Annotated in this window: 9 protein-coding genes and 1 tRNA gene; 8 read left to right on the forward strand and 2 right to left on the reverse strand. The window is 57.6% G+C overall.

The window, feature by feature from the left end; genetic code table 11:
• Window positions 1–281: 281 nt before the first annotated feature.
• The gene (locus A3224_RS04025) at window positions 282–1421 is read right to left on the reverse strand and encodes a PepSY-associated TM helix domain-containing protein (protein ID WP_067151833.1); all 1140 of its coding nucleotides are present in this window, start codon (window positions 1419–1421) and stop codon (window positions 282–284) included.
• 3 nt (window positions 1422–1424) lie between these two features.
• Window positions 1425–3521 carry a TonB-dependent receptor gene (locus tag A3224_RS04030; RefSeq protein ID WP_067151835.1) on the reverse strand — a complete coding sequence of 699 codons (2097 nt, stop codon included), beginning with the start codon at window positions 3519–3521 and terminating at the stop codon, window positions 1425–1427.
• A gap of 648 nt (window positions 3522–4169) precedes the next feature.
• Between A3224_RS04030 and A3224_RS04035 the strand changes: the two genes are divergently transcribed.
• From A3224_RS04035 to pnp, 8 genes are all read left to right on the forward strand, one after another.
• A tRNA-Met gene (locus tag A3224_RS04035) sits at window positions 4170–4246 on the forward strand.
• Between the two features lie 234 nt (window positions 4247–4480).
• Window positions 4481–4945, forward strand: coding sequence for a ribosome maturation factor RimP (gene rimP / locus A3224_RS04040; protein ID WP_067151837.1), 465 nt, complete (start codon window positions 4481–4483; stop codon window positions 4943–4945).
• Window positions 4946–4999: 54 nt separating this feature from the next.
• A complete protein-coding gene (nusA, locus tag A3224_RS04045; RefSeq protein ID WP_067151838.1) occupies window positions 5000–6505 on the forward strand; it encodes a transcription termination factor NusA in 1506 nt (501 codons plus the stop codon).
• Between the two features lie 137 nt (window positions 6506–6642).
• Entirely contained in the window at window positions 6643–9471 is a 2829-nt protein-coding gene (gene infB / locus A3224_RS04050) for a translation initiation factor IF-2 (RefSeq protein WP_067151840.1), read from the forward strand.
• Between the two features lie 148 nt (window positions 9472–9619).
• Window positions 9620–10054, forward strand: coding sequence for a 30S ribosome-binding factor RbfA (gene rbfA / locus A3224_RS04055; RefSeq protein WP_067151842.1), 435 nt, complete (start codon window positions 9620–9622; stop codon window positions 10052–10054).
• Window positions 10055–10057: 3 nt separating this feature from the next.
• On the forward strand, window positions 10058–10999 hold the full coding sequence (gene truB, locus A3224_RS04060; protein ID WP_067151844.1) for a tRNA pseudouridine(55) synthase TruB: 942 nt from the start codon (window positions 10058–10060) through the stop codon (window positions 10997–10999).
• Window positions 11000–11133: 134 nt separating this feature from the next.
• On the forward strand, window positions 11134–11403 hold the full coding sequence (gene rpsO, locus A3224_RS04065) for a 30S ribosomal protein S15 (RefSeq protein WP_067151846.1): 270 nt from the start codon (window positions 11134–11136) through the stop codon (window positions 11401–11403).
• Between the two features lie 188 nt (window positions 11404–11591).
• A complete protein-coding gene (gene pnp / locus A3224_RS04070) occupies window positions 11592–13718 on the forward strand; it encodes a polyribonucleotide nucleotidyltransferase (protein WP_067151847.1) in 2127 nt (708 codons plus the stop codon).
• The last annotated feature ends 302 nt before the right edge of the window (window positions 13719–14020 follow it).

Here is a 14020-nt window from a genome sequence, read left to right on the forward strand (position 1 = left end):
ACATTGATCTCCCTCAAGGCTCTGCAATTACTGTCTTTCAGGCGGTTATCAACGCAGTAAATCGGTTGCGCGGGAGAACCCGTTCAGTGTCTTTGAGGTGGGTGCGGTCGTACCCCCTTACCCTTCCTGGGCAAAGAGAAGGTGTATTGAATCTTTGGCCCCCTGTTAAGTAACGATCAGGTTTGAAACGTGAGAGTAGCGCTCTCCGCGAAAGAGGTGGGTGGAGGAAAAAGCGGGTGTGATGTGTGCAGGTGCAAGTTATATCGCTGTTTGTGTCGGGGTCAGCTCGATGTGAATAAAGCAATAACGGAGCGCTTAGTCAGTTTGGTTGGCCGCCGCTTTTTCCACCATAGATAGATGCCGGTAGTGAATAGTAGTGCTGGCGACAGACCAGCGATCAGCACTAGCCAGCGCCCGAACAACCCCAGGGCATCGCCATTGTGCAGCGGAAACTGCCAGGCGAGAAACTGGTTTCCGGCGGGTAGTTCGTTGAAATCATATACCATGAGAATATTGCCACTGTACTGGTCGATACGTATAAAGCTGGTGCCGTGAGTGGTCCAGGGTTCGCCATCTTGCCTGAAGGTTAGCCCATAGCTATCACTGGCATCGAGGGGGAGGTAGATGCGTTTTAACTCACCTTGTGGAAAAATCTTTCGACCTATGGCGACGGCACTGTCCGGGTCTAGTGGCGGAGCTCCGGTACTTTCCGATTGGCCCCAGACGCCACGCGGCTCCAGTGGCATTACCCAGCCCACCAGTTTTTCCACCTGCAGGGGAAATACAATGGTAACTCCCGAAAAGGCGACCACGAGTAACACTGGTAGTAGGTAGATTCCAAATACTTTGTGGATATCGAAATAAAAGCGGAAGCGGTTGCCATCGCGTTTGATGGTAAAGGCGCGTTTCCAGCGCTTTCCGTTTCTGCTTGGGCGCGGCCACCAGATCGCCAGGCCGCTGATGCAGAAAAGTATTAGTGCAATTCCCATAAAACCGACAATTTTTTTGCCAGTGTCGCCGGCTAGCAGCGTGTAGTGCAGGCGGTATATCCAGGTCATGGGGTACTCGCCCCAGCCGCGCACTGCCAACACTTCCGCATCGGTGGGAGAAACGCTGACTTCAATAGGGCCGGGGGCACCCTCGGGTTTTGGGAAGCGGACTACAAATGGACTGCCGGGTTGACGCGGTGTCATCAGGCGGGTGGGCTCCGGGTTGCCGGGGACTGCCGCCTGCGCTGCGGCGAGTATCTCCGTGTAGCTGGCCGGATGTTGTGAGGGTTTGAAGGTGACGGTTTCCGGTGCGAGTTTTTCATCCAGCGCGTGATCGAATACCAGTAGACTGCCGGTAATTCCAATAACTGAAAGCAGCAGGCCCAAGGTCAGGCCTGCGTATTTGTGCAAAATGAAAAAAACGCGTCTCACGGGTCAGAAAACCTTGGAGTAAGACAGATTCACGTTGCGGCCTAAGCCCTTGAAGTTGCGGATATCATTGCCCGCGGTCTGGGAGTAATAGGTGAAGTAGTCTTCGTTTGTCAGGTTCTGGATACCCATTGAAAACTCGCCACCCAGTGCTTCTAGTTGCGCGCTTGCGTCAATGATGGTGTACCCGTCGAACTTCGCAGTTACTTCGCCGGCTTTGTTTTCAAAGTCGCGGTCCAGTAACCAGTTGGCCTGCAGGCGAGTGCTAAATACTTCATTCCAATTGCGTACCCAGCTTAGGTTGATGCGGTTGGGGGCGATATTGCGGCCATCCAGGTCGGTATCCACTTTGCCGTCGGCATCGGAGTCGTAACGACCTTCGGTGTATGCGTATCGGGTTTCAAGTATGTCGCTGTCGGTGGCGAACCATTGCCCACGTAACTCCACGCCGTCGATTTCGGTCTGCTCGCGCTTGACGCTGTAAATACCGTCACTGCCCAGCGCCAGCCGTTGTCCGAAGTCGGAGTCAGACGTGTAATAGGCCAGCTGGGCGGCAAATTTTTCCGAATTGAACTCAATGCCGAATTCTTCGTTTTGAGTCAGGATGGGTTGGAGGTCCAAAAAGCTTTCCACGTCCTGGTCGGGTTGGTCGATGCCGCGCAGTACCCGTCCGACGTCGGGCATGGAGAAGCCTTCAGAGTAGTTGGCATAGATGCGCCAGGCGTGATTGATGGTATAGGTGGCGCCGATATTTCCGAGTGTCTCACTAAACTCTGGATTGCCGCCTTTGACAAATTGACCACCGTTGTATGAGTAGAGTGTGGTGAAATCGTCTACTTTGAGTTCGGAAATTTCGTGGCGCACACCGGCAGTGATGGTAAGGCGGTCGCCCCCTGAGAATTCCGCTTGAACGTAGGGGGCAATGCTCTCGTACTGGGTGGGTGGCACCCAGGCGCGTCCGGTCAGGATCAACTGCTGCCAAGTCTCATCTTCCAGAAGGTCGACACCGTAAGCGATACTCACCGGTGCGCCAGCAATACCATCTTTGATCAAGGTCAGCTTCAGGCCGTGTTTTTCCGAGTTGTTCTGGGATTGGTCGAACACTAAATCCCCATAGGCGGGATCTTGGAAGGTGCTGCTCGGCGTGCCTCCGTAGGTGCCGGCGAAATCCTGCACAAAGATTTGGGTACGCAGTTTGTGCCCCAAAATGTTTTCGTCGGTGTATTGCAAGTTAATGGTGGTGACTTCGTTGGATGGTGATTTACCCGGTACGTCCGCCTCTATGGCTGTAGTCGGGATGCCCGCGTCGATATCGCCGTCAATGCTCAGCCAGTTGTTATTTCCCTCTATCAGATAGTGGTTGAAAGTCAGTTGTACCCGCTGGTCGCCCCAGCTGTAGCCGGTCTTGATGAAGGCATTGATGGAGTCGCTGTCCATGGTATCGCCTTGGGTATTGTCGAAGCCGACAATTTCGCCGTTGGCGTCGTAGTTGATACCGCTATCGCGGTAGCTCACGCTGGCCAAAACATCTACGGCGTCCACTTTGCCGGAGATACTGTAGCTGCCGCTATAGCCCAGGGTGTCGCTTACTGACTCAGTTTGTAGAGAGGAATCGAATCGCAGGCTCTGTTGGAATTCTTCGCTGGGAGTGCGGGTCACAAGGTTGATGATCCCGCCGGATGCACCCATACCGTGGATGGCATTGGCGCCGTGAATGACTTCCACCCGTTCCAGCATCAGCGGATCTATAGTGTGGCCGTCCCGGCCGCCATTGCGCAGTGGGTTGGATTGAGGTACGCCGTCGATCAAATACAGTGGCTTGCGTCCGCGCAGACTCTCGCCGGAGCTGGTCATTTTCTGGCGGCTAGGGGAGAAGCTGGGAATCAAATTGCCGAGAATGGTGGATAAGTCGTTAGTGACCCCCATCTGCTGCTTTAGCTCCTGTCCGTCAATTAGGGTCACGGTGTTGGGAATGCTGGATAGCGGTTTCTCCGTGCGACTGGCGGTGACGACGATTTCTTCTTCAATCCGCCTATCTTCTGCCAGGGCCGCTGTGGCGGCGAAGGTGATGGCCAACGTCAAAGTGAGTTTTGTGCTGCGCATGTTCGGTACTCTCGGATTGGCATTTGAGCAGGAGAGGAGCTCGTTTGGGAAATCCGATTAACCCGCGTGAACGCTGTGGTTGAGTAATGGTTTCCCGGTTATTTAAAGAGGCTCCTTCCTGGGGGAAGTTGCGAATTGGGCGGATACTAAGGTAAATGATAATGCTTATCAATGTTGTGGTGTGGGGTTGGGTGGCTGCTTTCCCGCATCCTTCTATACTGCTCATTGGGTCTTCTGTCAGTTCTCTTTTCGCCTAATAAAGAAACCCTGCCTGATAGGTGTCAGTCCAGCAGTTAGTAAGGGGGGCGGTAATGGGGCGGCATTTTGAAAATGCACAAGTTAACCGCTGTGGCTCTCGGCCCCGTATTCGGCGATTTCGAAATGTCCGTCCTATTGCCTGAGCGCCCCGGAAGCTACCATAGTGTCCACGCGAATTAATCAGAGGTTCCCTAATTACCCGCTTGCTGGGGACATTAAATCTTGAGGGAGAATTAGTCAGAAGTTCCCGAATCGGAACCGCGTAAAAATAAATGCCAACTGAGGGTTGACTCACCGGAGTGTCGCCTCTAGAATGCGCAGCCTCTCAAGCGGTTGGGGTGACCCACCGCAGGAAAACGAAGAAAACCAGGCTTCGTTTTCCAGAGTTGTTGCGGGGTGGAGCAGCCTGGTAGCTCGTCGGGCTCATAACCCGAAGGTCGTAGGTTCAAATCCTGCCCCCGCTACCAAATTTGCTGTGGGAGCCTGCCGGGCAGGCATTCGCGAGCAGGGCTCGCTCCCGCAGGCGGTCAAAGCCCCGGTCAGGGGCTTTTTCGTATCTGCGGGAAACAGGCAGATACCGACTCGAAGTGGGCCGCTGGCCCATTTTTTGTTTTTGTGGAGTGCATTTTGCACTTCACCCCTTTCGGGGCGGCCGATGGCTGAGCGAATCGGCAGTCCCTGCCGATTTGTGTGGAGACTGAATGGCGGGTAAGCGCGAACAGTTGGAAGAGCTTCTTGCGCCAGTGGTGGCGTCCCTGGGCTGTGAATTGTGGGGTATCGAATACCAGACGCACAGCCGCAATGCTCTGCTGCGCATCTATATCGATTCTGAAGATGGTGTCACCGTGGAAGACTGTGAGAAAGTCAGTCGCCAGGTGAGCGCGGTGCTGGACGTGGAAGACCCTATCAGCGGCAAGTACATCCTGGAGGTCTCTTCCCCGGGTCTGGACAGACCGCTGTATAAACTGGCGCACTACCAGCGCTTTGCTGGCGCCCAGATAGAAGTGCGCCTGCGCCTGCCGCTGGATGGCCAGCGCAAATGGCGCGGCTTGCTGGTCGGTGTCGAGGGCGACGAAGTAGTGCTGCGCGTGGACAGTGAGAACGAATACCTTTTGCCGATCGACAGTATCGAGAAGGCAAATGTCATCCCCCAATTTACCAAGTGATTTGTCAAATAACCTGTTAGGAGCCTGAAGCAGGCGATTTAGAGGCACAGCTGCATGAACAAAGAGATCTTGCTGGTAGCCGAGGCGGTATCCAACGAGAAGGGCGTGGACCGGGAAGTCATTTTCCAGGCCATCGAGGCGGCACTGGCAACGGCCACCAAAAAACGCTACGACGAGGATTCCACTATCGAGGTCATCATCGATCGCAGGACAGGTGACTATGAGACCTTCCGCAGCTGGGAAGTGGTGGATGACGATACCCTGGCCGAACTGGGTACTCAGTTTACATTGGAAGAGGCGCACGAAAAGGATCCCGAACTGAAGGCCGGCGACATCTACCGCGAAAAAGTGGAGAACGTGGAATTCGGTCGCATAGCGGCGCAGACTGCCAAGCAGGTGATCGTGCAGAAGGTGCGCGAGGCCGAACGCGCCAAAGTGGTTGAGGAGTATCGCGACCGCGTCGGCGAATTGGTCAATGGCACTGTAAAAAAGGTGACGCGCGACTTTATCGCCGTCGATTTGGGGAATAATGCCGAAGCGCGCTTGCCGCGCGATCAGCTGGTTGGCCGTGAAATTTTCCGTCTCGGTGACCGGGTGCGCGCCATTCTGAAGGAAATCCAGCCGGAAGCGAGGGGCCCGCAGCTGATGCTGAGCCGCTCCTGCCCGGAGATGCTGATCGAGCTGTTCCGCATCGAAGTGCCGGAGATCGCCGAACAGGTGATCGAAATAAAAGGTGCTGCCCGCGATCCGGGGCTGCGCGCCAAGATAGCCGTGACCACCAACGATGGCCGTATCGATCCTGTGGGCGCCTGTGTCGGTATGCGCGGCGCCCGCGTGCAGGCGGTGTCCAACGAACTGTCCGGCGAGCGTGTGGACATTGTGTTGTGGGACGAAAACCCGGCCCAGTTTGTTATCAATGCCATGGCGCCGGCGGAGATCGAGTCCATCGTTGTGGATGAGGATGCGGGCTCCATGGACGTGGCGGTAGCCGAGGAAAATCTGGCTATGGCGATCGGCCGCAGCGGCCAGAATGTGCGTTTGGCGTCGGAGCTTACCCGCTGGCAAATCAATGTGATGAGCATTGAAGAGTGGCAGGCCAAGCAGGAAGCAGAATCCAGCGACATTATGCAGACCTTTATGGATCGCCTGGATATTGACGAAGATGTTGCCGGTGTATTGGTGGAGGAAGGCTTCACCACACTGGAGGAAGTGGCCTACGTCCCCATCGAGGAAATGCTCGCCATCGATGGTTTCGACGAGGAAATTGCCGAGGAACTGCGTGCCCGTGCCAAAGATGCCCTGTTAACCCAGGCCCTGGCCTCGGAGGAGCAGCTGGATGCCGCCGAACCCCAGGCAGACCTGTTGAATATGGAGGGTATGGATCGCCACTTGGCCTACTTGCTGGCTAGCCGCGGTATTGCCACCATGGACGATTTGGCTGAGCAGGCCGTGGACGATCTGCTGGACATCGAAGGTATGGACCAGGAGCGCGCGGCAGCGTTAATTATGAAAGCGCGTGAACCTTGGTTTGCCGATGACAGCGGCGAAACTACAGAATAATTGCAAGAGTCCTGAGGGACACCCCCCCGCTGGCGGTATGATGGGCGCAAAATGTATTGCCGGCGGGGCAGGCTCCACGAGAGCTGCTTGGAAACCGATAGAATAGACCCCGCCGATCGAGACTTTTAGGAGAGAGAATGGCCGAAGTAACAGTTAGCGAACTCGCCAAATCGGTTGGAGCCACCGAGGATCGTCTGCTCAAGCAGATGAAGGAAGCGGGTTTGCCCCACACTAGCGCGGATGCGGTGGTGTCGGACGAGGAAAAACAGGTCCTGCTCAATTTCCTGAAAAGTAGTCACGGGGAGCAGGGCGCCAGCCCGCGCAAGATCACCTTGAAGCGCAAGACCACCACCACTCTGAAAACCGGCTCTGGCGCCGGTCGCAAGACGGTGAATGTGGAAGTACGCAAGAAACGCACCTATGTGAAGCGCCCGCAGGCAGAGTTGGAGGCCGAGGCTGCCAAACAGGCCGCGGCCAAGGCGGAGCTGGAGAAGGCCCTGGCCGAGCAGGCCGCTTTAGAGAAGGCGCGCGCCGAGCAGGCAGCGGCGGAGCGCGCTCGCGCTGAAGCCGAGGCCAAGGCGGCCCGCGAGGCGGAGGAAGCCGCTGCGGCAGAGGAAGAAAAGAAAGCTGCGGAAAAGGTCGTAGAAGAGCCTGAAGAGAAGCCAGCGGAGGAGCCCGAAGAGAAAAAAGCTGAGCCCGAAGCGCCGGCGGAAGAAAAGGGTGAAGAGAAAGAGGAAAAGGCCGACAAGCCCCCCAAAAAGCCCGCGGCTCCGGTCCGCACTAGTTATGTGGACGACATAGAGGCAATGCGTATTGCGGCCATGGAAAGGCGCCGGCAGCAGGCGGAGCAGGAACAGCGCGAGCTGGAAGAGAAAAAAGCCCGCCTGGAAGCGGAGCGTGCGCGCGCCGAGCAAGAGAAGAAGGAAAAGGAAAAAGAAAAGGAAAAAGCTAGGGCCGAGGAAACCGCCAAGCCCTCCCTGCGCCGCAAGCAGGAAGTGACGGAGGACGAGCGCGATGGTGGAGAGCCGCGCAAACGCCGCGGTCGCCGCGCAAAATCCGGCCCGAAGAAAACCAGCCGCACGGCACTCTACGAGCAGGCGCTGGAAGCCTTTGAAGAAGACGAGGCGGAAAAGCGCAGCACTCGCTCGCTGTCGCGCCCGGCAATCAAGATTAAACCCACACACGGCTTCAAGAAGCCGACAGGAAAGCAGGTGTACGAAGTACAGTTGGGTGAAACCATCACCGTCGGTGAGCTGGCCAAGCAGATGAATATCAAGGCCGGAGAGCTGATCAAGCGCCTGATGAAAATGGGCGAGATGGTCACCATCAATCAAAGTTTGGATCGCGATACGGCACAGCTGATCGTCGAGGAAATGGGCCACAAGGTGGTTCTGGTGTCCGAGACCCAGTTGGAAGAGAGCCTGATCGAGGAGGCCCAGGCGGTCGAGGGCAAAGAGGTTTCCCGCGCGCCGGTAGTAACCGTGATGGGCCATGTGGACCACGGCAAGACTTCGCTGCTGGACTATATCCGCAAGACCAAAGTGGCCTCTGGTGAAGCCGGTGGCATTACCCAGCACATCGGTGCCTACCGGGTGAAAACCAGCCACGGCGAGATCACCTTCCTGGATACGCCTGGGCACGCCGCCTTTACCGCTATGCGCGCCCGTGGCGCTCAGGCCACCGACGTGGTGATCCTGGTGGTGGCCGCCGATGACGGCGTTATGCCGCAGACCGAAGAGGCGATCAATCACGCCCGCGCGGCCGGCGTGCCACTGGTGGTCGCCATCAACAAATGCGACAAGGAAGCCGCGGACCCAGATCGAGTTAAGAACGAGCTGGCGGCAAAAGACGTGATCCCCGAGGATTGGGGCGGCGATATTCAGTTCGTCAATGTATCCGCGCACACCGGTCAGGGTATCGACGAGCTGCTGGAAGCGGTGTCCCTGCAGGCGGAGATACTGGAGTTGAAGGCCAAGGTGGGCGTTCCCGCCACCGGCGTGGTGATCGAATCCCGCCTGGAGAAGGGCCGCGGCGTGGTCGCGACTCTGCTGGTGCAAAACGGTGAGCTGAGACGCGGCGATATCGTGCTGGCAGGCCAGAGCTACGGCCGCGTGCGCGCTATGACCAATGAGCTTGGCCAGAAGGTCAAGGAGGCTGGCCCGTCCACGCCTGTGGAGCTGCTGGGCCTGGATACCACGCCCAATGCTGGTGACGACTTCCTCGTGGTGGCGGATGAACGTAAGGCCCGTGAAGTGGCTGAGCAGCGCGCCGAGCGCGAGCGCCGCGAGCGCATGCAACGCCAGCAGGCTGCCAAGCTAGAGAATATGTTTGCCGATATGGAAGCCGGCGAGAAAAAAGTGCTGCCGGTAGTGATCAAGGCCGACGTGCGCGGATCCCTGGAGGCAATCCTGGGCGCGTTGGCGGATATCGGCAACGAGGAAGTCTCTGTCAATGTGGTATCCAGCGGTGTCGGCGGCATCGCCGAGAACGACATCAACCTGGCGTTGACCGCCGGCGCAATCGTTATCGGATTTAATACCCGGGCGGACTCGGCGGCGCGCAAACTGGCTGAACAGGAAAGCGTGGAAATCCGCTATTACAGTGTGATTTACAACCTGCTGGATGAAGTGAAGCAGGCCCTGTCGGGTATGCTGGAGCCGGAAGTGCGCGAGGAGATTGTCGGTATTGCCGAAGTGCGCGATGTTTTCCGTTCACCCAAGTTCGGCGCCATCGCCGGTTGTATGGTGACCGAGGGTACCGTCTACCGCAACAAGCCGATTCGCGTACTGCGCGATAATGTTGTGATCTTCCAGGGCGAACTGGAATCCCTGCGCCGTTTTAAGGACGATGTGCAAGAGGTGCGCAACGGCATGGAGTGTGGTATTGGCGTGAAGGACTACAACGACGTCAAGCCCGGCGACCAGATAGAAGTCTACGATATCGTCAAGGTCGCCCGCGAATTGTAATCCCCGGGCGGGGAGGACAACTTAGGGGCCGCGTGCAGGCCCCGAAGCTGACTGTCCCGCCGCTTTGGATCCATCCTCAGGCAAGTGCGGCGTGGCCGATCGCCTCAGTGCGGGCCCGCCGGCCAACCGCCATTGAAATAGGTAGCAGATGGCAAGAGAATTCCACCGTACCGATCGTGTCGCAGACGCCATGCGCCGCGAACTGGCGCAACTGATCCAGATGGAAGTGCGCGACCCGCGTCTGGGCATGGTCAATGTCAACGATGTAGAAGTAAGTCGTGATCTTTCCGTGGCCAAGGTATATGTCACCTTCGTCGGTGAGGATGACCGTGCCAAGATTAATACGGCCACGGATGTCCTGAACAAGGCTGCCGGTTTTCTGCGCAGCCAACTGGCGCGCACCATTCAGATGCGCACCATCCCACGCCTGCAATTTATCTATGATGAAACATCTGTGCGGGGTCAGCAGCTGTCGGCGCTGATCGATAAGGCTGTTAAAGCCGACCAAAAACACCGCCAGGATGACGAAGAAGACAAATCCACGGGAGCGGATTCCGATACCGGGGATAGCGGGAGTCACTGACCGATGGGCCGCAGACCTAAGTGGGGCCGGCAGGTCCACGGTGTGCTGTTGCTGAACAAGCCCGCCGGTATCACCGCCAACGAAGCCCTGCAAAAAGCCAAACGACTGTTCTTTGCCAATCGCGCCGGCCACACCGGGGCGCTGGACCCGCTTGCCACCGGCGTACTGCCGGTTTGTTTCGGCGAAGCGACCAAGTTTTCCCAGTACCTACTGGATGCGGACAAGCGTTACCGAAGTACTTTCTGTTTCGGCATGTCCACCGCCAGTGGCGACGCCGACGGGGATGTGATCGAAACCCGGGACGCTTCCGGGTTAACCGAAAAGGCTGTGCGCAAGGCCATGGCATCCTTCCGCGGGTGTATCAAGCAGGTTCCGTCCATGTACTCGGCGCTCAAACACAAGGGGCAGCCGCTGTACAAACTGGCGCGCCAGGGCGTGGAGGTGAAGCGCGAGGCGCGCGATGTGGAAATCTACGAATACGAGCTGTTGAGCTTTACCCCGGGCGCCCAGCCACGGGCCGAGGTGGAAATTCACTGCTCCAAGGGCACCTATGTGCGCAGCCTGGCGGAAGACCTGGGCCGGGCCCTGGGAGTGGGGGCCTATGTGGACCAGCTACACAGAAGTGCTGCGGGCCCCTTCAGCGATGCCGACGCCGTGACTCTGGAAGCGCTCACGGAAGAGCGCGGCGAGGGCAGAGCGGAGCAGTTGGATCATCACCTGCTACCGGTGGATGCGCCCGCCGCCGCGCTGCCCAAACTGATCCTGCCGGATGACTCTGGTTATTATCTGCGCCAGGGGCAGCCGGTAATGGACTTGCAGGTCTATCGTATCGGCGAAGAAGGTGATATGGTGCGCCTCTTCCTCGAAAGTGGCGAATTTCTGGGCGTGGGGGAAATCACCGACGACGGTCGCGTGGCCCCGCGGCGCCTAGTTAGCAATTTGTAGAGAGGGCTGGGACCGGTCTCGGTTGTGGATCTCTTCTGCAGAGGCGGCCTTAGCGCCGCAAAGCGACTAGCTGGTCTGTAAATATGCACGGGCCAGCCGAATCATCAAAGCATATTACGACGAGGTAATTCGTTATGGCACTGACTGCCGCTGAGAAAGCAGCTATCTTGAAAGAACACGGTCAATCCGAAGGCGATACCGGCTCTCCGGAAGTTCAGGTGGCTCTTCTGACCGCCAACATCAACAAGCTGCAGAATCACTTCTCCGAGCACAAACAGGATCATCACTCTCGCCGTGGTCTGATCCGCATGGTAAACCAGCGCCGCAAGTTGCTGGATTACCTGAAGCGCAAGGATCTTAACCGCTACGCACAGCTGATTGCCAAACTCGGCCTGCGTCGCTAAGACCCTGGAATGCCCGCCACTGGCGGGCATTCTTTTATCTGTCCCCGCGTCTGGAGTTTTGGCCGCCGGGAGCGCCTGGTTTCGGCTAGGCACACGGGCTGCAGGCCCGTTAATATTTCGCCGTGAGTGCGAAAACTGTAGGGGTTGCTGGAATGGGCCAGCAACCGTAAGGAAATAGGAAAAAACGAGTGAATCCAGTAAGCAAAACCTTCCAGTACGGACAGCACCAGGTCACCATCGAGACCGGCCGCATCGCGCGTCAGGCAACTGGTGCGGCCCTGGTTACCATGGGCGAAACCGTAGTCCTGTGTACCGTTGTCGGCGCAAAAGAAGTGAAAGCCGGCCAGGACTTCTTCCCCCTGTCCGTGCACTATCAGGAAAAGGCCTACGCGGCCGGTAAGATTCCCGGTGGTTTCTTCAAACGTGAAGGCCGCCCGTCCGAAAAAGAAACTCTGACCTCACGCCTGATCGACCGCCCCATCCGCCCGCTCTTCCCCGACGGCTTTATGAACGAAGTACAGGTGATGGCCACTGTTCTGTCCGCAGAGAAGGACATGGACCCGGATATCGCCTCCATGATCGGCACTTCCGCGGCGTTGGCAGTCTCCGGCATTCCTTTCGCCGGTCCGATTGGCGCCGCGCGCGTAGGTTACACCCCGGAAGACGGCTATCTGCTGAATCCCGGCTATCAGGCGCTAAAGACCTCCGAGTTGGATATGGTGGTGGCCGGCACCAAAGATGCCGTGCTGATGGTGGAGTCCGAGGCCCAGGAACTACCGGAAGATATCATGTTGGGTGCGGTGCTTTTTGCCCACCAGGAAATGCAGGCGGTTATCCGGGTTTGTGAAGAACTGAAGGCAGAGGCCGGCAAGCCCGCCTGGGACTGGCAGCCTGAGCCGGTTAACGAAGCGCTCAAAGCTGCGCTGGAAAGCCAGTTTTCCGAGCAGGTGGCTGAAGCCTACAAAATCACCAACAAGCAGCAGCGCGTCACCCGCCTGGGTGAGCTGCGCACTGCCGCTGTTGAAGCTCTCTCCAGTGAAGAAGTTACCGAGGAACTGGTGAAAACCTACTTCGGCAAACTGGAGAAAAAAATTGTGCGCGGTGCCGTGGTGCGTGGTGAACCCCGAATCGACGGCCGCGACAACAAAACCGTACGCCCCATCAGCGTCGAAGTCGGCGTGCTGCCCAAGGCGCACGGTTCCGCTCTGTTCACCCGCGGTGAAACCCAGGCGCTGGTGGTGGCGACTCTCGGTTCCACCGGTGATGCACAGATCATCGACGCCCTGGAAGGCGAGCGCAAAGACTACTTCATGCTGCACTACAACTTCCCTCCGTATTCCGTGGGAGAAGCGGGTCGTGTGGGCGCCACTGGTCGTCGCGAAATCGGTCACGGCCGCCTGGCCCGCCGCGGTATCGCGGCGGTATTGCCGAACCCGGCGGACTTCCCTTATACCCTGCGCGTGGTATCCGAGATCACCGAGTCCAACGGTTCCAGCTCCATGGCTTCCGTGTGCGGTTCCAGCCTGGCGCTGATGGACGCCGGTGTGCCTTTGAAGGCACCAGTGGCCGGTATCGCAATGGGGCTGGTGAAGGAAGAGGACGGCTATGCCGTACTAACCGATATCCTCGGCGATGAGGACCACCTCGGGGATATGGACTTTAAGGTGGCCGGTACGGCGAGTGGTGTGACCGCTCTGCAGATGGATATCAAGATCGAGGGTATCACCGAAGAGATTATGGAGACCGCGCTCGAGCAGGCATTGCAGGCGCGTCTGCATATACTCGCGGAAATGAACAAGGTGATTGGCGAATCCCGCTCGACAGTGAATGAGAATGCGCCCCGCTACGCCACGCTGAAGATACATCCGGATAAGATCCGCGATGTGATCGGCAAGGGCGGTGCCACCATCCGCTCAATTACCGAGGAAACCGGGGCGTCCATTGATATCGAGGACGACGGCACTGTGAAGGTGTTCGGTGAGGACGGTGAGAGCCTGGAGGCGGCGGTTACCCGTATTGAGGAGATTACTGCGGAAGCCGAGATCGGCGCTATTTATGAGGGCACCGTAGTACGCATTGTGGACTTCGGCGCTTTTGTGAACTTCCTCCCGGGCAAGGATGGTCTGGTGCATATTTCCCAGATCGCAGAAGAGCGCGTCAACGCGGTGACCGATTACCTGAGCGAAGGCCAGAAGGTGTTGGTTAAGGTATTGGATGTTGACCAGCGCGGTCGCATTAAGTTGTCCATTAAAGAGGCCAAACAGGATCGGGCCGAACAGGCTGAAGCACCGGATCAGGCCTCCGGTGAAGACTGATCCCGTTGAACCTGAAAAAACCCGGCAATTGCCGGGTTTTTTTTCGCGCTACCTATGAGCGCGCAGTATCTTTCCCGCCTGGAAACGAGTGATTCTGCGGTTTATTGACGGCACAGTTAGGTAAAAAGCATTGACGCCAAGAGGGCGCGACTGGCACGCTTGTGCAATATGGAGAAAGGGGGACACTAGCGATATCTGGCGCGGCTGCGATCCAGGATTTTTATATTCCGCTTGGGGCTGGGGCGGTCCGTTCACGCAATACTGCCGCTTGGCGTTAATCCATTATCCCCACTGCACTGCGT

The organism is Microbulbifer thermotolerans (genome assembly GCF_001617625.1).
In the GTDB taxonomy this organism is placed as follows: Bacteria; Pseudomonadota; Gammaproteobacteria; order Pseudomonadales; family Cellvibrionaceae; genus Microbulbifer; species Microbulbifer thermotolerans.